Annotated in this window: 25 protein-coding genes and 1 pseudogene; 5 read left to right on the top strand and 21 right to left on the bottom strand. The window is 37.6% G+C overall.

Annotated elements, in window-relative coordinates; translation table 11 throughout:
- Nucleotides 1–15: 15 nt before the first annotated feature.
- From Q1K34_RS14300 to Q1K34_RS14250, 11 genes are all read right to left on the bottom strand, one after another.
- Nucleotides 16–963, bottom strand: coding sequence for a DUF1259 domain-containing protein (locus Q1K34_RS14300; protein ID WP_300440237.1), 948 nt, complete (start codon nucleotides 961–963; stop codon nucleotides 16–18).
- 352 nt (nucleotides 964–1,315) lie between these two features.
- Nucleotides 1,316–1,801, bottom strand: coding sequence for a heavy metal-associated domain-containing protein (locus tag Q1K34_RS14295; RefSeq protein WP_300440234.1), 486 nt, complete (start codon nucleotides 1,799–1,801; stop codon nucleotides 1,316–1,318).
- Between the two features lie 125 nt (nucleotides 1,802–1,926).
- On the bottom strand, nucleotides 1,927–2,766 hold the full coding sequence (locus tag Q1K34_RS14290; RefSeq protein WP_300440232.1) for a hypothetical protein: 840 nt from the start codon (nucleotides 2,764–2,766) through the stop codon (nucleotides 1,927–1,929).
- A gap of 10 nt (nucleotides 2,767–2,776) precedes the next feature.
- Entirely contained in the window at nucleotides 2,777–3,175 is a 399-nt protein-coding gene (locus tag Q1K34_RS14285; protein ID WP_300440230.1) for a hypothetical protein, read from the bottom strand.
- Nucleotides 3,176–3,251: 76 nt separating this feature from the next.
- Nucleotides 3,252–3,500, bottom strand: a complete 249-nt coding sequence (locus Q1K34_RS14280; RefSeq protein WP_300440227.1) for a hypothetical protein — start codon at nucleotides 3,498–3,500, stop codon at nucleotides 3,252–3,254.
- A gap of 407 nt (nucleotides 3,501–3,907) precedes the next feature.
- Nucleotides 3,908–4,180 carry a thioredoxin family protein gene (locus Q1K34_RS14275; protein ID WP_300440225.1) on the bottom strand — a complete coding sequence of 91 codons (273 nt, stop codon included), beginning with the start codon at nucleotides 4,178–4,180 and terminating at the stop codon, nucleotides 3,908–3,910.
- 152 nt (nucleotides 4,181–4,332) lie between these two features.
- Nucleotides 4,333–4,707 carry a metal-sensitive transcriptional regulator gene (locus Q1K34_RS14270; RefSeq protein ID WP_300440223.1) on the bottom strand — a complete coding sequence of 125 codons (375 nt, stop codon included), beginning with the start codon at nucleotides 4,705–4,707 and terminating at the stop codon, nucleotides 4,333–4,335.
- A 62-nt stretch (nucleotides 4,708–4,769) separates the two neighbouring features.
- The gene (locus Q1K34_RS14265) at nucleotides 4,770–4,976 is read right to left on the bottom strand and encodes a GDCCVxC domain-containing (seleno)protein (RefSeq protein ID WP_300440219.1); all 207 of its coding nucleotides are present in this window, start codon (nucleotides 4,974–4,976) and stop codon (nucleotides 4,770–4,772) included.
- A 13-nt stretch (nucleotides 4,977–4,989) separates the two neighbouring features.
- A complete protein-coding gene (locus tag Q1K34_RS14260) occupies nucleotides 4,990–6,336 on the bottom strand; it encodes an NAD(P)/FAD-dependent oxidoreductase (protein WP_300440216.1) in 1,347 nt (448 codons plus the stop codon).
- Entirely contained in the window at nucleotides 6,337–6,960 is a 624-nt protein-coding gene (gene merTP, locus Q1K34_RS14255) for a mercuric transport protein MerTP (RefSeq protein WP_300440213.1), read from the bottom strand.
- Nucleotide 6,961: 1 nt separating this feature from the next.
- Nucleotides 6,962–7,324 carry a metalloregulator ArsR/SmtB family transcription factor gene (locus Q1K34_RS14250; protein ID WP_300440211.1) on the bottom strand — a complete coding sequence of 121 codons (363 nt, stop codon included), beginning with the start codon at nucleotides 7,322–7,324 and terminating at the stop codon, nucleotides 6,962–6,964.
- Between the two features lie 761 nt (nucleotides 7,325–8,085).
- On the opposite strand from Q1K34_RS14250, the gene Q1K34_RS14245 reads away from it, so the two are divergent.
- The 5 genes from Q1K34_RS14245 to Q1K34_RS14225 all read left to right on the top strand — a co-directional run bounded on the left by Q1K34_RS14245 (nucleotide 8,086) and on the right by Q1K34_RS14225 (nucleotide 12,049).
- Entirely contained in the window at nucleotides 8,086–9,417 is a 1,332-nt protein-coding gene (locus tag Q1K34_RS14245) for a site-specific integrase (RefSeq protein ID WP_083645354.1), read from the top strand.
- 250 nt (nucleotides 9,418–9,667) lie between these two features.
- Entirely contained in the window at nucleotides 9,668–10,675 is a 1,008-nt protein-coding gene (locus tag Q1K34_RS14240) for a potassium channel family protein (RefSeq protein WP_083645355.1), read from the top strand.
- 114 nt (nucleotides 10,676–10,789) lie between these two features.
- Nucleotides 10,790–11,110, top strand: coding sequence for a four-helix bundle copper-binding protein (locus Q1K34_RS14235; protein ID WP_083645356.1), 321 nt, complete (start codon nucleotides 10,790–10,792; stop codon nucleotides 11,108–11,110).
- A gap of 287 nt (nucleotides 11,111–11,397) precedes the next feature.
- Nucleotides 11,398–11,646 carry a hypothetical protein gene (locus tag Q1K34_RS14230; protein WP_083645357.1) on the top strand — a complete coding sequence of 83 codons (249 nt, stop codon included), beginning with the start codon at nucleotides 11,398–11,400 and terminating at the stop codon, nucleotides 11,644–11,646.
- A complete protein-coding gene (locus tag Q1K34_RS14225; protein ID WP_158091614.1) occupies nucleotides 11,624–12,049 on the top strand; it encodes a hypothetical protein in 426 nt (141 codons plus the stop codon). Before Q1K34_RS14230 ends, Q1K34_RS14225 begins: the two co-directional genes overlap by 23 nt.
- A 582-nt stretch (nucleotides 12,050–12,631) precedes the next feature.
- Here Q1K34_RS14225 and Q1K34_RS14220 read toward each other — a convergent pair.
- The 10 genes and pseudogenes from Q1K34_RS14220 to Q1K34_RS18050 form a co-directional block, all read right to left on the bottom strand.
- Complete coding sequence (locus Q1K34_RS14220; RefSeq protein WP_241551973.1) at nucleotides 12,632–14,923, bottom strand: multicopper oxidase domain-containing protein; 2,292 nt, start codon at nucleotides 14,921–14,923, stop codon at nucleotides 12,632–12,634.
- Nucleotides 14,924–14,953: 30 nt separating this feature from the next.
- Nucleotides 14,954–15,814 carry a DUF3347 domain-containing protein gene (locus Q1K34_RS14215; RefSeq protein ID WP_083645360.1) on the bottom strand — a complete coding sequence of 287 codons (861 nt, stop codon included), beginning with the start codon at nucleotides 15,812–15,814 and terminating at the stop codon, nucleotides 14,954–14,956.
- Between the two features lie 93 nt (nucleotides 15,815–15,907).
- Nucleotides 15,908–16,282 carry a hypothetical protein gene (locus Q1K34_RS14210; RefSeq protein WP_086047670.1) on the bottom strand — a complete coding sequence of 125 codons (375 nt, stop codon included), beginning with the start codon at nucleotides 16,280–16,282 and terminating at the stop codon, nucleotides 15,908–15,910.
- Nucleotides 16,283–16,505: 223 nt separating this feature from the next.
- Nucleotides 16,506–17,284: pseudogene (locus Q1K34_RS14205) on the bottom strand (zinc-dependent peptidase).
- A gap of 27 nt (nucleotides 17,285–17,311) precedes the next feature.
- On the bottom strand, nucleotides 17,312–17,530 hold the full coding sequence (locus tag Q1K34_RS14200) for a heavy-metal-associated domain-containing protein (protein WP_241551974.1): 219 nt from the start codon (nucleotides 17,528–17,530) through the stop codon (nucleotides 17,312–17,314).
- Between the two features lie 20 nt (nucleotides 17,531–17,550).
- Nucleotides 17,551–19,809, bottom strand: a complete 2,259-nt coding sequence (locus Q1K34_RS14195; RefSeq protein ID WP_300440194.1) for a heavy metal translocating P-type ATPase — start codon at nucleotides 19,807–19,809, stop codon at nucleotides 17,551–17,553.
- 106 nt (nucleotides 19,810–19,915) lie between these two features.
- Nucleotides 19,916–20,482 carry an AraC family transcriptional regulator gene (locus tag Q1K34_RS14190; protein WP_300440191.1) on the bottom strand — a complete coding sequence of 189 codons (567 nt, stop codon included), beginning with the start codon at nucleotides 20,480–20,482 and terminating at the stop codon, nucleotides 19,916–19,918.
- A gap of 45 nt (nucleotides 20,483–20,527) precedes the next feature.
- Nucleotides 20,528–20,686, bottom strand: a complete 159-nt coding sequence (locus Q1K34_RS14185; protein WP_300440188.1) for a hypothetical protein — start codon at nucleotides 20,684–20,686, stop codon at nucleotides 20,528–20,530.
- Between the two features lie 44 nt (nucleotides 20,687–20,730).
- On the bottom strand, nucleotides 20,731–22,542 hold the full coding sequence (locus Q1K34_RS14180) for an efflux RND transporter periplasmic adaptor subunit (RefSeq protein ID WP_300440258.1): 1,812 nt from the start codon (nucleotides 22,540–22,542) through the stop codon (nucleotides 20,731–20,733).
- A gap of 158 nt (nucleotides 22,543–22,700) precedes the next feature.
- Nucleotides 22,701–22,871: a hypothetical protein gene (locus tag Q1K34_RS18050; protein ID WP_347409880.1), complete on the bottom strand. Its 171-nt coding sequence runs from the start codon at nucleotides 22,869–22,871 to the stop codon at nucleotides 22,701–22,703.
- Between the last annotated feature and the right edge of the window lie 327 nt (nucleotides 22,872–23,198).

The following is a 23,198-nucleotide window of genomic DNA, read 5'->3' as shown; positions in this document are numbered from 1 at the left end:
TTCATTTAAAAAAGATTAGTTTTTGTCACCAGTTCCTGTTTGGTCAAGTGCCGCCTTTAATCCTTTGGCTAGTTTTTCTGCAGGGCCAACACCCCAATAATGCAGGAAGAAAATACGTGGTTCTTCTTTTACCATATGGTTATGCAATGCCACTACTTCAATATCATTTTCAATTAAAGCTTTAATCACAGGAGCCACTTCATTTTCCAGCATGGTAAAATCACCTGCAACTGCTGCCCTCTCAGGTGTGCCTTGCCAACTGGCCCAGGTATTGAAACCCATAAAAGTACTTACCGGAGCTCCGTGATCTTTTAAGGCTACATCAGGACGGCCTATTGTGATTTTATAAACCCCATTATTCATACTGCCATTGTACCCTACAATACTATCGATCATATTGGTATCTAATGTATTCTCCACCTGTCCCATCGGTGATGCTGAGGGATCTCCCCCTCTAATTTCTTTTACTTTATTAAATACGGCTTTTACATTTTTAGCCAATTCCTCTTCATTTCCCATTCCTCCAATATGCATATACATCACATCAGGCTCATTTCTTACAAAATGATTATGAATGGCAGTGATTGTCAGCCCTTGTTTAATAATTTCCTGCTGTACCGGTTTTAAATCCTGTTCAGTAACCACTACATCACCCATGATCATAGACTGATCGTTGGTAGGAGTAAAAGCTACCCAGCTACCGAGCCCCATAGGAGGTATAATTTTAAAACCATCAACTGTAACCTTAAGATCATTTTGGGGAATGGTTACTTTATATTCGCCTTCATTTTCCTTTCCTTTTATTCCCAAAGCTTCTTCCAAAACAGCAATATTCAGAGTGTTTAATTCTTTTTGCTCATCAACTTCCTGGGAGGTTTCCAATTTATTTTTCTTTTTCTTATCGGGAGTTTCCTGACAGCTGAATAAAATGGAACAGATTAATAGTAGGTATAAAGGTTTCATAAATAGATATTTATAAGAAAGGTAGTAAAATAGTAGAATGGCTTTATGGAATTAATAAAATTTTAAAATTTATTATAATAGAGATTTAACCAGCTCATTCCTATTTTGATGAATGCCTTTGCCACGGGATTATCCTAAATCTATTTTATATAGGGGAAGAACCAGGAAGTGATGAAATAGAAATTCTGGATAGGCTACCTTCAATGACTGTTTTGAACCTCTTAGTTAAACCTTTTGTGCATGAATTGGTTACGAGGAAAGAATATTCCAATCTTAAAATTTAAAAAAATATGGCGGAGTAGATGTGGAGTCCGCCATTAATTAATGTCCTTTAAAACTTCGTTTTTCCTGGCTAATAAATCTGGATGATTTTTAATTTCCAGTTATTAGTTAAATTATCATCTTCTTCATCCTGAACTATCCCTTTCACTGTAAGGACTCCGGGCTTTAGTCTGGAACGTAAGCTGTTAGAAGTTTCATCAGCTATCGCAAAATTTTCTTTCCCGGTTTGAATTATATAAGTACCATCCTGCTCAACGAGCTTGCCATTTATAGCTATTTCGGCTTTCTTAGCTGAAAAACCGTTCTTTTTTACTTCTTCTTGGATCTGTCTAAGGCTCAAATTATTATTTTTTGCCAACTCCAGATAAGCTTTACCATCATTAAGACTCACTTTTACACTTTCCAGGCCGTCCATTTTTTTAAGTCCCCGTTCCAGTCCATAGGCACATGGGGCACAGTCCATTCCAAACACTTCCTGATTTATTTTCTGAATCTGGGCATTGGAACTAAAACTTCCAACTACCATTACTACAATTATTAATGCTATTCTTTTCATCTGTTTATATTTTTAGGTTTTAAATTGTGCAAATGACAACAGGTTTATCATTCCCCGATGTGTTGCCTATTTTTTGTGTCCAGCATCATGCTGGTTTTATTCTTTATTTTTTAGATTTATTTGTACTATAGCCAATAACTTAAATTAAGGGATACCCGATAGTTTTCTTTAACTGCCCCTGGGGTTAAATCCTGTACCACTGGAAATAGTGCTCCAAAAGAAATCCCCCAGGCACCGTAAAGTCCCAAAAAGGAAGGCCCCACTAGTACTTTTTTGCTACGTTCGTCTGTAAAATTTGCTTGCCCGGTATATTTATTATCTCCAGGGAATTCTGCAAGGGATTCTATAAAGATCCTCCAATCTGGCTTGGGGTAATCTCCCATAAAAATATTGGGGCGATATCCAACTACGGCACTCGCGTAAGGCAGGTCGCCGAGTTGTTCATAATTTTTCTCAAAGTAATACTGGTAACCACCGCCTATCCACGCGTACCAGGTACGTGAGGCATATCCCGTAGAAATTGCCCCGAGAATGGAATTTCCCACATTTACCTGTCCACGAATATCTTCAGTAGGGGCAGATACCCCTAAAATCGCTGTGGACTCAAATCTTTTCCCTACACCAAAAGCATTTGAAAAGAACCGGTACCAAAGGGCAGCTTCTATATCTCCATTGGCAGGCATCATGTTATTCCCACGGGTTCGTGGAGCTTTTTCTAAACGTTCAATTATTGTAGGAGTGGTAAGGGTAATCTGTAAATCTTCTGTAAGGCCATAAAAAAGTGTGTGCCGAAGCATATAGGAGGTTTCGTCTTCGGTCGCTATACTCATTCCGGCAACGTTCATGTTTATACCCCCTTTTGCCAGGGTGGGCGTCTGCAAACCATAAATCGGGCCATGTCCCTGGGCTTCTACTTGATACAACGTCAATAATCCTATACCCAGGATCAAAAAATATGTCTTCATTTTAATTATATTATAATTCTAAAAATTTTTGAATGGGAAAAAGTAAATAGGCTGCAAAAAGTCCAAAAAGATATAACACAAAGGAAAACCATAAGATCCCTTTGCTCCATTTAGCTGCTGTATCACAGGCCGTTTCATTTCCGTCTTCATCTATTTCACAGCTCTGCTGCCGTTTTCTTCCGTAGAAAAGCCAAAAGTTAAAGCCAATCATCACCCCGGCGATCAAAAAAGTCCAGCCTTTGTAGCGGCTCAGGCTGAACAACCAGGGAATATCTGAAGCCAGGCCGGCCACCACGGCGCCCATTCCCAGAGCTACCAGTAACGATGGCAGCGCGCAACATAAAAGTGTGGAAACCGAGGTGAACAATGATCCTATACTTACAAAATCTTCTTTTATTTTAGTAAACATTATATTGTTGTTTTAACCAAGGGATCAAATGTACTCAGGAAGCCCGGGTGGTATCCAAACCTCTAAAGGCTTTTTTTTATAGGTAGTTTTGAATGAGAGAGTGAACAGTATTTTTACCTACTTCATAATCCCTTTTATAAAAAAGGAGCAACTTTTTAGCCGCTCCTTTGAGAAAAAATCCTACAACTTTTTTAAGCTGCCATTTTTTTACAGCTATCGGCACAGGTACGACATTTTTCCGCGCATTGCTGGCAAACTTCACTGTCAAACTTCGCGCACTCAACTGCACAGGCTTTACATAAGTCGGCACAAATGCCGCAAACACGGTTTGCGTAATCAGACTGGCTGGTCAATAACTGGACACATGCACTGCATAGGGCAATACAATCGAGACAGAACTTGTGGCATTGTTTCATGTCTGGTTCCCCCAAATGCTGATCCAGGCAGATCCTGGCCGCAGTTATACAGGCGTTGCACTCATCGATGCATTTTTGGATTTCTGAACTTAATGGTTTCATAATTTAAAATGGTTTTAGTTATTTCCTGATCTGTTCGGAAATCAGGAATAAAAGATTAAGAGCCGAACCTCTTTTCAAAGATCGGATCACAGCCCGGGGGGTAGGCAAGCCGATTAGTAAAGGTTTAACATCTTAATTCGGTTAAAAACAAAAATGACAGCCCAAAATGGCTGCCATAAAAAGTTTCAGGTTATAATTAAGTGCGATGGTTTTCTTATTCGGCTTTTCCTATTCCTGCTTCGATAAGCTTTTCTTTACTAATCCCAATGTTTGTACAGCATTCAAGTAATTTACCATCAACTGCCACTGCCGGGATTCTCTTTACACCATATTCCTGCATTTTGTTTAAACAAGATTTATCATCACATTGTTCCACCAGGTTATAGGTGGTAATTTCGCAACTATCGCAGGACAACTCTTTTACCATTTTCACTACTGGATCACATACCGGACAATTTGCCGTAAATATTTCTATTTGTCGTTTCATTTCTCTGAATTTAAATTAACAATCGGTTTTATCGCTCTTTTAAAAAGAACAGTTCAAAGATAAGAGCGGAACCGGGGTGGTCTCCAAACAAAAAATCTGCCTTTTAAAAGACAGATTTTTATTATGAAATAAAACCTAAATTTTTGAATGTTTTACTCTGATCTATTTTCGGAAATGTAAGATTCCAGCCTTCGTTTAAGTTCATCAATCTCTTTCATTTTATCGGTAAGGCTGTTAAGCTCAAGATCAGGAAACTGTTTTCTTATAAATTCAATCCGTTCCTCATTACCGCAATTACCGGGACAGGCTTCCACAGTTTCTGAAATTGTGATCGCCAGAGCTTTGCGGTACACTTCATCTAAAAGGAGAAAATGCGCCTTATCGAGCCCTTTTTGCGCTGCTTTGAACTGGATCAGGATCTTTTCCGGATCTTGATCCTCATCCAGCATTTTTATAAGACCGTTAAGTTGGCCGCTAATGCTCTGCAAACGGGTTTTTATATCTTTACTTAGATCTCTAGGAATCATACTTTTAATTTTCAGCAAGATACATCTGGAGTGGGGGAGGTCACCAAAAGTATTTTAAATTTTTAGCAGCAATTTGTTCCTTCCTGAATGGGTGGACAGGCAAGAGTACCATAAGAACAATAAACACAGCAATCACCTTCTTTTGGTTTTAATAAATGCTTGCAATTATCACATTGGTAAAAAAACTGACAGGCTGTTGTGGGCATTTCCTCTTCTTTTGTGTGTCCGCAACCAGGACATGTAATGGTAGAAACTAGTTCTATTTCCATAATCTATTTATTTTTAAAGCATATGAGGGATATCTGATGACAGAGTTGGATACGTAAATATCATCGTCCTTAACTCATTAATTTTCATTTTGGTCTTTATCGCCATGGCGAATAAATTGATGGTTTCTTCCGCGTTAGGGCCTATTAGATGTGCGCCAAGAATAGTCTGGGTATCTTTATCAATGATGGTTTTATAGGCATATTCCTGAACATTTAATCGTTTTGCATTGAACCAGCTTTCCGCATGGTTATAATTGACCTGATATTCTATCTGTTGTGATTTGGCTTCTGCTTCGGTCAATCCTACTGATGCCAGTGTGGGTAAAGTAAATACTACGGAAGGCATTGGGGGATAATTGACTTTTTTCTTGTTCCCTTTAATGAGGTTTGAAGCCACCACATGTCCTTCCATCACCGCAACAGGGGTAAGAGGCAAGCCTTTAGAATCTGCTGAATCTCCCGCTGCATAAATATTATGATTAGAAGTGCTTTGGAGGTAATCGTTGACCGTGATTCCTTTTTTTGAAAAAGAGATACCTGCTTTTTCCAAATCCAAATCAAAAATCGCTGGAGGACGACCGGCCGAGTTAAAGACTGATGCTGTCTTGTAAGTGGTCTCTTTTCCATTTGATTTTCCAGTTACTACATAGTGGTCTTCTTTTTTTTCAATTTTAGAAACTTCGGTTTTCAAAATCAGTTTAATTCCCAGATTTCGGGTTGCATCCACAAGATGGTGTACAAGGTCACGATCAAAGTTTTCCAATGGAAATTCTCCACGATGTAATATAGTTACATCGGCACCGGCCCGCACAGCGATATGAGCAAATTCAAAGGCAATGTAGCCACCTCCAATAAATAAAAGTGATTCAGGTAATTTTTTCAGGTTAAGGAAATCTGAACTTGAAAGTGCCAAATTTCCACCCTCAAAATCCAGTGCCAGGGGTTTTGCTCCTGTTGCGATTACGAATTTATCCGCTTCAATAACTTCATCACCTAACTGTAAGGTATTATTTGATAAAAATTTAGCTGAAGTGTGATAGGTATCTATGTCCCTATTCTTATATCCTTTTTCAATTTTAGGAGGCATGGCATCCACAAAAGATTGCTTAAAAGCCATAATATCTTCCCAATTGACTTCAGGTACAGTATCTATTCCATTTCCTTTAAGCCTTTGGGCAAAATCACGTACTTCAGTTGCTCCTATAATCACCTTTTTAGGATCGCAGCCTCTTAGCGCACAGGTTCCACCGTAGGGAAGTTCATCGGTAATGCCCACCTTAAGGCCTTTGGAGGCACATTTATTAGCAACGGTCATACCTGACATCCCGGAACCTATTACAAATACATCGTATTTTTTCATCTACTTCTCTATTTTGTTTTCAGTATCGAGTACCTTATAACCAGTTGTATTTATTGCTTTTCTGATTGCGGTTAAATCGACTTTAGTTTTATCATATTCCACTATAGTATTAGCATTTTCATAATTTGCCTTGACCGAAAGAATGCCATTTAGTTTGCTCACCTCGCTTTCTACGTGGGCTTCACAGCCTGCGCAGGTCATTCCCTCAACTTCAAAGATGTGCTTTATTATGTTTGATTGAGAAACATACACTATATCCTTGCTGGGCTGTGCATAAAATATATTGGAATAATAAGGGAAAGCCAGCATCAATCCGGCAAATACTGTAACTATGAACAGAAAATTTTTGGACTGCCAAAAAGATGGTTTTGCTTCCTCGTCGCACGCACAATCTATTTCTTCTTGTGTTTTCGGTTTTAATTTTAAATACCAGGCGAAACCAAGAATTCCTATAGTAAGTGCAACCAAATACGGACGAAAAGGTTCTATCCAGGAAAACATGGTTACAAATCCACTACTACCCGCTAAAATTGCCAGGAGGGGAGTAATACAACATACGGAAGCAGTTGCCGCAGTAAGTAAACTAACAAAAGCTGAGCTGTTTGACTTATTGGACGATTTCATTTTATGCTGTTTTTTTGATTGTAGTGAAAACAGCATCAAGTACAGCTGTTTTATCTTTTACTAAGGAATAGTATAAGGTTTGTCCATCTCTTCTGGAGGAGATAAAACCTGCATCTTTAATTTTCCGGATGTGTTGAGAGATTGCTGGTACGCTCATTTCTAAAATATCAGCAATATCACAAGGACATAATTCGTCTTCCATGTTCAAAAGGAATAAAATCTTTAAGCGTACTTCACTACCAGCAATCGATAGCAATTTGGTCATCTCCTGAAAGTTATCATCTATTCTTTCAAGAACATTTTTACAATTGAGAAGTTGTTGATGATCAGCTTGAGCTCTTGTACACGAAATTTCCATGGGCAATGTATTTTTTAAGTTTCAAATTTATAATAAAATAAGTATTTAAGCAAATGCTTAAATACTTATTTCTTGAAGTTAATTATAGAAGATAGCTCAACAATTTTATAATATTGTCCTGGTGATTCTAAATTGAATAATCATTCGGATACAATATTAAAAGGTAGAAAGTCTAAACCGAAAAAAATATTCAATCCAATTGTATTAAATAAACATATTTTTCAGTTTGAGGGCGGATAAGGACCAGACTATAGGTAAAACGGTAAAACCTCATTTCTTCTGTAAGACCTTCCTGCTCCAGACTTCAGAAATCTTTCTCGTTTCATCATTTTTTGAAATATTTAATTAGATCAAAATGAGGATCCATGGCCGGTATTTACCGTAAAGCCTTTTTAGGAAAAAGGGTTAAGAGAATAGGATCTTTAAATCAATGAGGAAGAGTACTTGAAATTTATACTATCGAATTTTATGGAATACAGCGAATAGGTTGCAAATTCTCCCGAATAAAAAAATCCCTTCGGAATGAAGGGATTTGAGCAGTAGCGAGACCGAGATTTGAACTCGGGACCTCCGGGTTATGAAAATATTCTGCTAGAAGTCAAATCTATCTAAAACACCTGAAAATCAATTAGTTAATGTTGTTTTGATAAATTTTGATATTATATAATATGGCCTAAAATCAACCGATTCTGTACTTATTCTGTACTTATTCTGTACTAGTTTTTAGGTGTAAATTATTATATTACAGGGTTTTAAATCCTAACTGTATGGCAAATTTAAAGATTGTTTTGAGGAAAAACATGAAAAAGAAGGATGGAAGGATACCTCTGGCCTTAAGAATTAGCGAAAATTATAAAACGAATTATGTTTGGCTGGGACATTCTGTATTTGAAAAAGATTGGGATAACGTTGCTTGTAAGGTTAAAAAGACTCATCCAAACTTTAAGCAGTTAAATAACTTTTTGATGAAAAGGATGATTGAAGTCAATGATATCTATTTCAATGCAGAGAAAAAAATTACGCCAAGGCAAATAAAACAAAAATTAAAAGGGCCAGATGGCTCTAAATCTTTCTTTACTGTTGCCACTGAACATATTCAAAGTAAATATGACACGGGAGTTTTTTCAGTTGCTAAAGCGCAGTTATCAATACTATATAATATTGAAGAATTTATACAACTAAAGAATTCGAGAAGTAAGGCAAAAATCATCCAAGAAATTAAACAAAGACGGTTAAAGCGAGTGAGCGAGGCAAGAAGATCTAAATATCACTGGATGGATGGCGTTGCATATTTTAAAAAAAATGATAACCTAAGATTCAGGGATATTGACGAATCTTTTATTAGAAAATATAAGACATTTTGTTCTTCTTACCTGAATCATAAACCAAGGACAATAACCAATCAGCTTATTTTCATTAGAACTCTTTATAATATTGCAATTAAAGAAGGAGTAATTGCCCAGAAATATTATCCTTTTGCTGGTGAGAAAGAGAAAATTAGAATATCCTCAGGTAATAAAATTGGATTGAATGTAGAAGAAATTGAGAAGATAGAATCACTCGAATTAGAGAAGTACTCAACTATATGGCATACTCACAACATATGGTTGTTTTCTTTTTATTTTGCCGGGATGCGAATCTCAGATGTAATTAAATTAAAATGGTCTGATTTCAAGGATAAACGTTTATACTATGTCATGGAAAAAAATGGTAAACCTCTAAGTTTAAAAATTCCTGATAAAGCTAGGATTATAATTGATTACTATCGCCCAGATAAGAAATTCAATAATGGATATTTATTCCCTTTTTTACGGGAAGTAGATCAAACTCAAGCCGAACAAATTTATACACGGACAAAGAGTACCACTAAACTTCTCAATAAATATTTAAAAAGAATAGCTAAACTCTGTGGCATTGATAAAACATTATCGAATCATATAGCCCGTCATAGCTTTGGAAATATTGCAGGTGATAGAATTCACCCTTTAATGCTGCAAAAATTATATAGACATAGTGATTTAAAAACCACTTTAAATTATCAGGCAAATTTTATTCATCGTGATGCTGATGAAGCTCTGGATAGTGTTATTAACTTTTAATTTGAGATTATCTTTCTTAAGTTTAATCTTATGATAATCCTTACATTATGTAATCTTTACTTGATTTCTTATATAAAATCTAAGCTTTAATTTTGACACCGGATATTTTTCACCATCATTTAAAAATTTTAATATCCTGAATAGAATGGCTCGATACGGCATGAACTTAGACCAAATTTTATTTAGTTCTCTATCAAAATAATTGAATGCCTTAATTTTTCGGCCTATTTAACTAACCAAAAATACCTATATGGAAATTTATCTAATTATCGGAATAATCCTGTATGTCGCCATAGTTCTGGATATTCTGCAAACCACTTTATCCATGCAGGGCGGGGGTTGGCTTACCAGCCGTTTTTCACATTTTTTCTGGAAGTTTTTATTGCTGATTTCTGGCAGGAACGGTAATTCTAAATTGCTGGCCCATGCGGGTTATTTTCTACTAATTTCTATTGTGCTAATCTGGGTATTCTTTTTATGGGCGAGCATGGTTTTTATACTTTATTCTTCTCCTGGCTCTATTATAGATAGTACCACAAAAATTCCGGCCGGTTTCTGGCAAATTACGTATTATAGTGGATTTACGGTTTCAACTTTAGGAATGGGGGATTATGTAGCCTCCACCGATCTTTGGAGGGTACTTACCACTATATATTCCTTTACAGGGCTTATTCTCCTCACCATGTCTGTCACCTATTTTATTCCGGTCCTTTCAGCAGTCATAGACCAGCGTAAACTTGGCATAAGTTTAAGTACACTGGGAAGCAGTCCCGAAGAAATTGTAATGAGTGCCTGGAATGGTGAAAATTTCGATCGGCTAACAGGTAAAATTGATGAAATTTCAGACTCCATAATCAAATATAGCCAGCAACACCGGGCTTACCCGGTAATTCACTATTTTCATAATAATAAAGGGAAAAATGCGATTATTCTGCAACTGGCAAGGCTTTATGAAGCTTTGTTGATTATTTCAGATCAAATTAAAGAGGAATTCAGACCTGATTCTAAAGACATAAAACCACTAATAGTAGCTTATGATAATTATTTTGAAGTAATCGCCGAGGTAACCCACATGAGGCTCTTACCTTCGGGCCCTCCGGCTTCAACTACTCATAGGCTTTTAGAAAAGGAACTTATACTGGAGAATTTTGATACGGATGGGTTTTCAGCAAAGGTGAGCAAAAATCGTCTATTTTTCAAAACTTTAGTGCGTCAGGAAGGATGGAATTGGGAACATGTAGACACAAAATATTCTTAATTATTTTACATCTAAGTTAAAATAATTTAAAACAGAAAGACCTTAGCATAATTTTAAAAGTAATTTTTAATGTGCATGCTTAATTTTATGTAGAATCAAAAAATTTAATAAATTATGAGAAATGAAAAACTAATTAAAGCCCTTGGAAATTGTATTAACCATTGTAATTTTTGTGCAGATGCCTGTCTTGATGAAGATGATGTAAAGATGATGGTAGATTGTATTCGTATAGACCATGTTTGTGCTGAAGCCTGTTCTGCCTTAAGTCAAATTTTAGCAACCAGTTATAAAGATGTACAGGGGTTAGTTGATTATTGCAAAAAAGTATGCGAAAAATGTGCTCAGGAATGTGATAAACATGATGCACAGCACTGTAAGGATTGTGCGAAAGCATGTCGCGAATGTGCAGAAGCTTGTGCTACTTTTAAAGCTTAAAGATTTAAATCAAGTTTTGTTAAAAACCCGGCCACGTCCGGGTTTTTTTGAAAAAATTTGGAAGGTGACAGTGAAGTTGGTGTGACGATCCTGATGTGAAGCATATGAATTTAAATCCCATAAAAGAGATAGGGTAGATGGACGAAGTATAAAATTTATAGTATAATATAAGGCATGGACAAACTGGCAATTCAGGCAAATAAAGAAGTTATTGTTGTGAGTGGAAGCAGTGGGCTAACCATATTAACGAACTTGCTAAAAAGTATCTTGTCGTAGGGCTGGATAATGTGGGTTATCCCTTTCCTCCACCCACGGCAGAATGTGTATGTATAGACTTCACCTCAGATACCAGTATAAAAAATGCCTTTGAACGAGTACGTTTTGCCTATGGAAATAGAATTGCCTCTGTGGTGCATCTTGCGGCTTATTATGATTTTTCAGGAGAATCCAGCCCTCTTTATCAAAAAATTACTGTGGAAGGCACCGAAAGGCTTCTGAAAGAATTACAGGATTTTGAAGTGGAGCAGTCTGGGTAAAAACAAGGTTTATCCAAAAACCTATGCCTGTGGGAAAAATATACCAGCCGGAAGTTGCGGCCAGGGCCATTGTAGAAGTCGAAAAACAGTAGATCGGCTAAGGATGGTAGGATACCCTACGATTCAAACAATTTTACGAAATAAATTAGTGCCCGATTTTCTTGACCATTATATGGCAAAATACGGGATTGAGGGTCAGTTAACAAATGAGCAAGAAGATCCACACAGAAAAGATAACCTTTGGGAACCCGTACCAGGCGATCCGGGTATTTATGGCGATTTTAAGGACCGCGCGCAGGATTATAGTACCTTTGATCAGATTTACGAACACAAAAAAGTAATAGGGGTTTTTGGTGTCCCTATGCTGGGAGTGTCAATCCTTACACGAATAATGAAATCCTAAATGCTTTAAAAAGGAATTTGCAAAAATTATCTGGTCGGTTTAAAATAAAATGAAAGGTAAAGCAGAATGACACATAATTATAAAAAACTGGAATTTAGCTGCAACTATTGACGGTTCCGTGCAATAGAATCCCATCAGAGGAAGATGGAGTGATTAATGCCTCCGTGAACCTTTAAACAGAGAAACTGAACAATTTTATTTATGATCAGATTACTACGAACCTTCTAAAAAACATTAAAAAAAATAGCTAAAAAGAAAAAATAAAAGTCTTTCTAATCACACCGCCAGACATACAAGATTGCCGGCGATTCCATTAATCCTTTAATGCTACAAATTATATAGACATAGTGATTTAAAAACCACCTTGAATTATGGGGCAATTTTATCCATAAAGAAGCAGATGATGTACTGAATAGTGTGGTGAACTTCTAAAAAACAACATCTGCCATCTTTTTCGATTGTTAATTCATTAATTTTTACAAGTTGGAAATCTAACGCCGTATGAAAAACCTAATTTCCTTTTTGATGACGTAGAAATTCTATTTTTGAATTTACCAATGATGGAATGGACATAATTTTCCATTAATAATTTAAATTAAGACCGACTCCAAAACCCATATCACTGTCGAAATGAGTGGTAATCCCCAAATTACGTGTTGTGATATAACGCAAACCAGCCATATATTCCTTATCTGTATTCCACATCAGGTTCATACGCAACCTTTGGGTTACGGGTATATCATTGCGCTCAAATTGTAACCTGATATTACCGTCCGTAAATATTTCTGCTTGTGCCATTACCAACATCGGTAGGGTGTAATTGACTCCTATGCTCACTAAAGAGCGTTTATCTTTGGTGTTTTTTTGGCTAAACAAATTTTCCTCAACCTCATTATGTCCCAATTTTCTATAGCGCCAATCAAACCCAACAAACGGTATCAGCCACTGCATTTTTCCAATATACCTTCCTATGTGTGTTTCTGTTTCATAACCGTGCATATCATTGTAGCCCAAACGCCATTCGGTGCCAAAACTCCATCGTGTACTTTGAGCCATCAGCAATCCATCATTTCCGTTGGTCGCAAAATCGTTTTCTACCATCAGGTGGAAATCCCGGTCGTCACCTTTTAATTTTCTTAACGCCAATTCAGGGTTTGGTATCAAAGGATTTGGCTCTTGGTTTTCATAACTGAAAACCCTGCCCATACCGCTCATCATATGGTACAATATGTGGCAGTGAAAAAACCAGTCGCCTTCTACATTGGCCTCAAACTCGATAACATCGGTTTCCATAGGCATAATATCCACTACATTTTTTAGCGGTGCATACTCGCCTTGGCTGTTGAGCAACCTAAAGTCGTGGCCGTGCAGGTGCATCGGGTGTCGCATCATTGAATTGTTATACAGGGTAATCCTTACTTTCTCCCCTTTTTTTATTAATATTTTATCGCTTTCTGAAATAACCTTATTGTCCAAGCTCCAAACATAACGGTTCATATTGCCGGTTAACGTAAAGTGCAGTTCCTTTATGGGTGCATCCTGTGGAAGTTTTGTTACCGTAGGCGATTTCAACATAGCGTAGTTGAGGGTCGTAATGTTTGCAAGTTCGTTGCTCTTGTACATAGCTTCGCTCATCTTCATTCCATCCATATCCTGTTTTCCATCGATTTTGTGGCCATTAGGATCTTCGCCATCCATTTCCATTTTCTTGTCTTTTCCGTTATCCTCAGGACCGGTTATTTCAGGATACATCACCACGTTCATATCCATTTGCTGCATACTCATACTCATTCCCATTTGGTCCAGATCGCCGTTCATCTTCATCATTTCGTTCATCATTTCCATACCTTCAAAATATTTCAGTTTTGGAAGCCGTTCCGTAAGTTTTTTGATGCCCTCTCCAAGATATATGGAAGCCGATTTTGTACGGTCTTCCGGTGTTACTAAAAATTCAAAGGCAGTATTGTCCGCAGGAATGGTAACAACCACATCATAGGTTTCTGATACAGCAATAAACATTCTATCAACATCCACAGGTTCCACATCATTACCGTCGTTGGCCACCACGGTTATTTTACCACCGGCGTAGGTAAGCCAAAAATAACTGGAAGCACCGCCATTTGAAACGCGCAGCCGTACTTTATCGCCAGCTTTTAAGCCCTTGAGGGATGTATCTTCATTTTCACTTTTGCCATTGATGAGGAATTTGTCATAATACACATCGCTCACGTCCATTGCAAGCATCCGTTTCCATTCATTATGAAGTTTTGTTTTAAAGTGCCCCTTTTTAATAGCCTCGGCATAACTCTGTGTAGTCCCTTTTTGTATGGCAAACCAGTCGGATGCGTTGTGGAGCATACGATGCACATTTTCTGGTTTCAAGTCCGTCCATTCGCTCAATACTATGGGAATGGTGGGCAGGTCGTCAATGCCTTTTCTGAAGGTCTTATCGTCCGGTCTCTTGTTCAAAATCATAGAACCATACATACCAATCTGTTCCTGAAGCCCAAAATGGCTGTGGTACCAATGGGTCCCGTGCTGTATGATTGGGAAGGTATATTTATGGACGGTATGCGGCGGAATGGGCATTTGGGTAAGGTAAGGTACGCCATCTTCCTTATTGGGCAAAAACAGACCGTGCCAATGCAGGGCTGTTTCTTCATCCAACTCATTGTGCACATAAATTTCGGCAATGTCGCCTTCTGTGAACGTTAGCGTTGGCATTGGTATTTGTCCGTTCACTGCGATGGCACGTTTTTCCTTACCCGTAAAATTTACGATGGTATCACGAACATATAGGTCGTAGCGCACTATATTTTGTGCCTTTATGGAAAGCGTTTCGAGAAACAGGATTATTATTATAATTTTTTTCATTTTGGTATCAAAAATCAAATTTTATTGAATTCAATTTTTAGTGTCAATAGTTTCCACGGTAGAGCCACAGCTTAACATTTGAGAACCATAATAGGGATTTTTAACGGTCTTGTCCTTGCTCAACCAATTGGCATCCTGCATTGGGCAGTATTGGTAATAAAGGGTCTCATTGGTATCGTAAACAGAAATTATATCGTGCATATATTTTGACAGAACCTTGAATGTTTCCCGTTGCTTGCCAATATCCTTGGTTGCTGCAATGCTTTTTGCGGCTTCCATTAAAGATGGCATTACCTTGGTTACAGCGGTTTGCCCTTCCGCCGTCAACGCTTCTGTTTTCAAGTTTTTTAATATAGTCAACCATTCCGCAGATTTTCCATTCGCTATCGTCGCATTGGTTTTTACCAGGGCATCTTTTATAGCAAAATAATTATTGAACACGGCTTCCATTGGATTTGTTTCCGTCATTTCAGGCATTGTCATTTCTTCCATTGGTTTATTTTTTTTCTTCTCCATTTTGGTATGGTCCATAGCCCTTATGGGCTGCTTTTGCTGTCTTTCGTACTTGCAATATTCGGCAAGTTGTGCATAAGCAGCATCCGGTGCCAGATATTCGTCGTTGTCATAACCTGCCAACGCGATGCGTTTTAATATTTCGTCCCGATTTGTTTTTTCGGAATCGAAGCTTATTTCTGCCATTTTGCTGTCCTTGTTCCAAGTAACGCTGGCCACATTTTTAAGCTTTCCCGCATTTTCGATAGCTGATTTACACGTATCGCAGTTACCGAGAATTTTTACAGTTTCCCTTGTTGGGTTTTTAATTTGGGCGAAGCCCGTAGTTGTTGATAGCACCACCGATAGCACTATCAATATGTTAAATATTGATTTCATTATAAAAGATTTGAATTATTTGATACGTTTTAATTTTGAAAACAAGAAGTTCGTTTTCAATCTGACATAGCTTTGGCTGTCAAGGTAGATGAACTAACTTAATTTTGGCGGGGACCAAATCTGGAAATAGACTGGTTTTGGCTGTTGTTTTGCATAGTTCCAAAGATTTTTGAAAGCAGCCATAGCAACAGGATTTGATGCTTCTGAAGTTGAAGAATAATTTATTGGTAAAATTGTGGTTGATGGGCAATGGCAGGAAATACTTCCACAGGTTCCATCGCAATCCTTTTCTTTCTTGTCTTGGCTTTTATGACCCTTGCAACAATCGCTCTTTGAGTGTTCTGCACTATCTGCACAACTGATTTTTTCAGATGGGTGGGAAAGATCAATATGTGCCCATACGCTCGTTGGCACTAAAAAAATGCCAAGGGTAAGTACAATTATCACTATTTGAATCTTTTTTCCCATTTTGAATAGCGCAGCGAATTTAGTGAAAAAAGCAATCCGTTTTACAGCTCGGTCTTCTGTAGAATTAAATATGCTTTTACTCTTAAAGTTTATCCAACTTCATCAGTGACAATTTCAGAGCTCAACATTTTGGGAAAAGCTTCTAGTACCAAAAAACGATAGAATTAATGAATGTGCTCCTCTTCATTCTGTTCTTATCAATCCATTTTAAGACCTCACATCTTTAGGCAACATCAGTCATTTTTTGATTAAAACATTTAATCACATTTTGAATAATTCGGGATGTTTCTTTTTTAGGAAGTCTGGACGTTCAAAAAAATACTCTGAAGCAACGGCCAGGAATTCAGCTTGATTGGTTCCTCCATATTTTCTAATAGCAGAATGGTTATCATTTATCGCTTTCATCTCTTCATGGATTAAATTTAATCAAGGTATTGCATATTGATGTTCCCTTAGCTGTTCTGGCACACCGTCTGTTCTGTCGTCCAACTTATCTATAAGATGTACGAATTCGTGTATGCCGGTATTACTTTTATCGCTGGTATTTTTAAAGCCGTGGTATAATGCTTTTTTAGGAAGTATCATCTGTTTCTCGAACCTTCCATTCCCAACTATTCCACCAATATTCCATGCGTTATCCTTACTACTAGAGTGCATATCCTCATTAAATTTATCTGGATATAAAAGGATGCCGCTTAAATTGGTGTAGTGCCATTCTTCGAAGCCAAAAACAGGGATTACTGCGCTTGCCGCAATTAAAATCTTGTCCAATTCTTCCAATTCAAGCTTCACAGTGTCGATATAGGCCTCACTTAAAAACAGCATCATTTTTTGCTGAAAAACCACCTGTTTTTCTGTGGAAAGGTTCCGATAAAAAAGTACATTTTCCTTCAGCAAAGGATGCCATTGTTCGGTAAAGGACTCGACCTTTTTTCCTCCAATTCTCGAAACAAGAAAAAATATGAACAGAAGAATAAGTCCGAAAATAAGGGTGTACGTCATATTGATGAAGCCATTAAGGAACATCTATTAATTTGAATCTAAACTTTCCGCTTTAAATCCCACTTTTTGCAAAACCGATTTTACATCTTCTTCGGTTGCACCATCGCTTTCAATGGTTAGGATTTTATCAGGATTAGAGGTATCTACTTCCCAACTTTCTACACCTTCTTGTTTGTTTAAAAAAGGGGTTACTTTTGATACACACCCACCACAATTGATATTTGTTTTAAATTTTAAAGTTTTCATAGTATTGAATTTATTTATTATTAAAGTTTTACTCGTTTAAGTCTTAAGCTATTTGCAACAACAGATACACTACTGAATGCCATTGCTGCGCCTGCAATCATCGGGTCCAATAAAAAACCGTTTACGGGATACAGAATTCCCGCTGCAATTGGAATACCGATGATGTTATAAATGAATGCCCAAAATAAGTTTTGACGTATGCCCAACACGGTTCTTTTTGACAGTTCCAATGCTTTTGGGATGGATTGCAAATCTGACGTTATCAAGGTCATTTTTGCGACATCCATTGCTATGTCCGAACCTTTACCCATTGCAATACTTACATTGGCTTGCGCCAAAGCGTGCGAATCGTTGATACCATCGCCAACCATTGCGACTATTTTTCCGTCCGCCTGTAATTTTTCGACAAAAGCCGCTTTGTCCGAAGGCATTACTTCGCCCTGGTAATTTGAAATCCCTACTTGATTTGCCACGGCAGAAGCCGTTTTATTGTTATCTCCCGTGAGCATATAGACCTCGATGCCTCTTTCTTGAAGCGTAGCTATGGCTTTTTTTGAAGTTTCTTTAATCTTGTCCGCAATGGCAAGTATCGCAAGAACTTGATGTTCGTTACTAAAAAATATGACTGTTTTTGCTTTCTCTTCCAGACTTTCTGCTGTTTGTATCAAAGAAGCGTCGATTTGAATATTCTTTTCAACCATAAGTTTATGGTTGCCCACATAATATTTTGAACCTTTCTCTGATTGGGCCTTTACGCCTTTTCCTGTGATACTTTCGAAGGAAATAATTTCTGCTTGTACAATATTTTCCTCTTTTAAATGATTGACGACGGCTTCTGCCAAGGGATGTTCTGATTGTGCTTCGATAGACAAGAGAATTTTCTTGTAATCGTTCTGATTTTCAAGCTTGTCCTTCCAAAGTATGTTGGTTACCAATGGTTTTCCTTCTGTAATCGTCCCCGTTTTATCAAGGATTACTGCATTCACTTTATGGCCAAGTTCTAAACTTTCGGCATCTTTTATCAAAATATTGTTTTCTGCTCCCTTGCCGATACCTACCATTATGGCGGTAGGCGTTGCCAAGCCCAAGGCACAGGGACAAGCAATAATCAACACGGCTACAGAGGTCAACAAGGCTTGTGAAAAGCCATTGTCGCCACCTATAGACATCCAGACGATGAAGGTTACAAAGGAAATACCCAATACCACGGGAACGAAGATACCGGCAATCTTATCGACCAGTTTTTGAACCGGTGCCTTACTCCCTTGCGCTTGCTGAACCATTTTAATAATTTGGGAAAGCAAGGTTTCTCCACCAACTTTTTCAGCGGTAAATTGAAAGCTTCCTTTCTGATTAACCGTACCGGCGAAGACCTTTTCCCCTTGGGATTTCTGAACTGGAACAGGTTCTCCCGTAATCATACTTTCATCTACATACGAACTTCCCTTGGAAACTTCGCCATCCACGGGAATCTTTTCTCCGGGACGCACCAAAATGGTCTGACCCACTTGTACGGATGAAATTGGGATTTCCTTTTCTTCTCCATTCTCAATAATTTTAAGGGTTTTAGGCTGAAGACCCATTAGTTTTTTGATGGCTGAAGACGTATTTGATTTCGCCTTTTCTTCCAATAGTTTCCCCAAGGAAATAAAAGTAATAATCACGGTAGCCGCTTCGTAATATACGTTAGGCTCGATACCACGACTCAACCAAAATTCAGGAAAGAAAGTGTTAAATACACTAAAGAGGAAAGCGATTCCGGTACTCAAAGCGACTAAAGTATCCATATTAGCTTTACCGTGTTTAGCCTGCTTGATGGCATTGATGAAAAAGCTGCGTCCAAACCAAAAGAGTATAGGAAATGCTAATACCAAAGAAATCCATTTACCTGGTTCCCATTGCATATAGAACATTCCCAACACGAAAATGGGTAGCGTAAGGATTGCCGACCAGATAGTACGTTTTTTTATATCCTGATAATGCTTTTCCTGAAGTTCTTGCTGTACTTCCGAAGGGTCTTCGGCATCAATAATTATGTCATAGCCGACCTGTCTTAGAGTATTTTGCAATTGTTCTTCGGTAGTGCCTTCGTCGTAATCCACCAATACCGAACTGCTGGCAAAGTTAACCTCGGCTTTGTTCACACCTTCGGTATGTGAAAGTATAGATTCAACGCTTGATGCACAAGCTGCACAGGTCATCCCTGTTAATGGGAAGGATTTTTTTATTCCCTGATTATGATTCTTTTTTTCGGTTTCAAATATATTAATTGTCTCCATAAACCCATCTTTATTTGTACAATACAAATTTCAGGATTAAAAGACTTTAATGTGTTACGTAATATGCTTGATGATTTGTAGAATTTGCTGATATATTTTTTTAATATCAAATCTCATCCAATGATTTTCGGTTTTTATCCACGGACTTCTTAAACTGCGTGGGTGTCATTCCCGTTACTTTTTTGAATTGATTGCTTAAGTACGCAACGCTACTATAATGTAGTTGAAATGCTATCTCACTCAAGGTTAATTCGTCGTAAACAATAAGTTCTTTAACACGTTCAATCTTCTGGTTGATAATGTATTGCTCAAACGTTATGCTTTCTACTGACGAGAATAGGGAACTTAAATATTTATAATCTAAGTTTAGTTCGCCTGTAACAGTATCTGCCCATTTTAAATCGGGCTCTTGATTGGAATGATGTACTTTCTCCACAACCAAAGTTTTCATTTGCTCGATAAGCTGTGCTTTACGGTCATTAATTATATTGAAACCAGAGTCTTGAAGTTTTTCGGCTAAAGCGTTTCTTTCCGTTTCCTCAAGTATTGATACCAATTCTACTTCGCCCAACTTAATCGCCTTAAATTCAAGATTTAAATCACGTAAGACCCGTGATACTGTCGAAATGCATCTTGGACAGACCATATTTTTTATGTAAATAGTATTCGACATAGTTGTTATAGTTTTTTAAACATTGATCTTCCACGTATTAAAGTTTTAAAAGCTTATATAGATGGTTGCGAATAAAGCTGCGAGAAATAAGATAACCATAGCAATAATACCGTAAATTTTTTCCCTTGTGGTAATGGTATTACTTTTAGGTTGTATCATTTTCTTGTTTTTGTCTTTTCTTCTATTTCTTCTATTTTCACTCATAATCTTATTTTCAAGTAAAAAAATCGTGCTATTTTTTGAAAGAATTACTCAATTGTATCCTTAATCTCGCCACAGTTCAACATTGCTTGTCCATAATAAGGATTTCGAATTTCTTCCTCCAAACTCAACCAGTAAGCACCATTGTTATCATTTGCCATTGGACAAAATTGGCTGTAGGCTTTTTGGTTTACTCCAAAAAGCTGGATACTACTTATCATATGTGCAGATAAATGTTTAAAATGGTCTCTTTGCTCGGAAATATCTGATTTATTGGTAATAGCTGTTGCAGAATTCTGCAATTCCTTTTGAATGGTCATCCAATGGTTATGTGCTTTGTCATCGGACAACAACTTCATATCTACATTTTTCAATGACTGTGTGATTTGCTTTCCTGCTCGCTGTGCATTTTTGGCATCATCATTAACCAAAGCATCTTTCAAAAGAATATAATCATCAAAAACCTGTTTTAACTGGCCTTGAAATTTGCTGGAAACTTCAATCCTTTCATTCATTTGTGAATGATTGGTGCTGTTCATATTATCCTCGGCAGTAACACCTTGCATTCCCAGATGGCCTTCGTGGCCGGTCATTGTCTTGCCACCAGCTGAGTTCATCATACTTTTTTTACCTTGTAATTGTGCAGCAGCATCTACTGTAAACGTTCCATTAGTAACCACTTCATCGCCATTTTCAAGACCATCAAGAATGGTATAGGTATCACCATTAGAATTACCTAACCGTACTTCCCTCATTTCGAAAACAGGTTGGTCTGGGTTTGTTTTAACGTACACCACAGAACGTTCTCCCGTCCACATAACTGCTGTAGAAGGAATAGAAACAGTATTGGTAGCATTTGGTTGGGTACTTTCAATTAAACCTTCTACGAACATCCCAGGTTTGAACAAATCATTTTTATTATTAAGTACTGCTCTAACTACGATGGTACGTGTAGAAGAATTTAATAAAGGATCAATAAATGAAACTTTTGCATCGAATACTTCATTTCGATAGGCATTGGCAGTAACTTTTACTGTCTGGCCTTCTTTTAGTGAAGTAATTTGGTTTTCATAGGCATCAAATTCTGCCCAAACCGTATTTAAATTTGCTATCTTATATAATGGTTGGCCTTGTTTGACATAGTCACCTTCTTCTACCATCTTTTCTGTTACCGTTCCGGATACTGTGGCATATACGGGAAAGTTTTCTTGAACTTTTCCTGCATTCTCTATAGCATTGATTTGTTTTTCTGAAAGTTTCCAAAGCTTTAGTTTGTTCCTCACAGCTTTATAGAGTGCTGGCTGTGATTCCTTCAACGATGCTGCCGTGAGCAATTCTTGTTGTGCAGAAACTAATTCGGGTGAGTAAATGGTTGCCAAGCGCTGTCCGGCACCTACACGTTCTCCTGTAGTATTAACGTAAAGGTTTTCAATTCTTCCGCCAAAATAGGTGACCTGCACGGCATTGGATTCTTCATTGGCCTTTATCTTTCCAGATAGTTTTAAGGTGCCATTTCCCATCTGACCTTGTCCTACGACCGATGTTTGTATATTGGCCAGCGCCATCGCATTTTCGGTCATCTTAATCTCATCCGCAGACAGACCGTCTGCTCCAGCCTCAGCTGGAATCAAGTCCATTCCGCAAATTGGGCAATCTCCAGGCTCGGGTTGCATAATCTGTGGGTGCATTGAGCAGGTCCACATCTGTTCAGCAGTTTCTTCTGAATGGTCGTGCGTATCTGACATATCGGATAAGTCCTTTAGCGCCTTTTCATCATTTCCTGACCCTCCAAATATAAGCCATCCTCCCAGTAGCCCAGCTATTAAAGCCAGGCCTAAAAATATTAAATTCTTTTTTATCTGTTTAAAATTTTATAGTTTTTTGAAAATGAGAAACTAAAAATTTCTGCACATTCAGGAATTCGCATAAAAAATTTAATCATATCGGTTGGTATACAATGATAAAATTTGTTTATGCTTATTTCATAATATTAGTTTTAAAAGAAATAGTACAAGGACTATTCCTCTTTTTGGTTTTCCAATCTGTAAATAATCATTTTCATTTGTGCGATGTCCCGCAACTGCGCTTCCATAATTTCCTCAGCAAGTTTTTTGGCTTCTGGGTCTTTTATTTCGGCTCTTTTACTCGTCAAGACAGCAATAGAGTTGTGTTGAATCATTGCCTTCATCCAAAGTACATCACCTACTGTTGATTTTGATGACGTACCAGTCCCAATGGACTTACAAAGAATATTACCCCCACCCCCTGATGAACAGATATGTTTTTTTATTGTTCTTAAATCCCTTAAATTTTCTTCAAATAAGTGGAAATCTAAAAACCAATCCTGCCCATAAAACAGATCATTAAAAAACTTCGACTAAAGCTACTGCAATCCCTGTAAATACCATCGGATGTAGCAACCGAGCAAAACTGGAAATTGAGTAGTTGAATGGGGCGTTAACGATACCCCAACCAACAAAAAAGTCTAGCAGTAAAACAGCTGTCAGTTTATTTT

The organism is Christiangramia sp., assembly GCF_029937855.1.
GTDB lineage: Bacteria > Bacteroidota > Bacteroidia > Flavobacteriales > Flavobacteriaceae > Christiangramia.
This window is presented reverse-complemented; position numbering and strand designations above follow the sequence as displayed.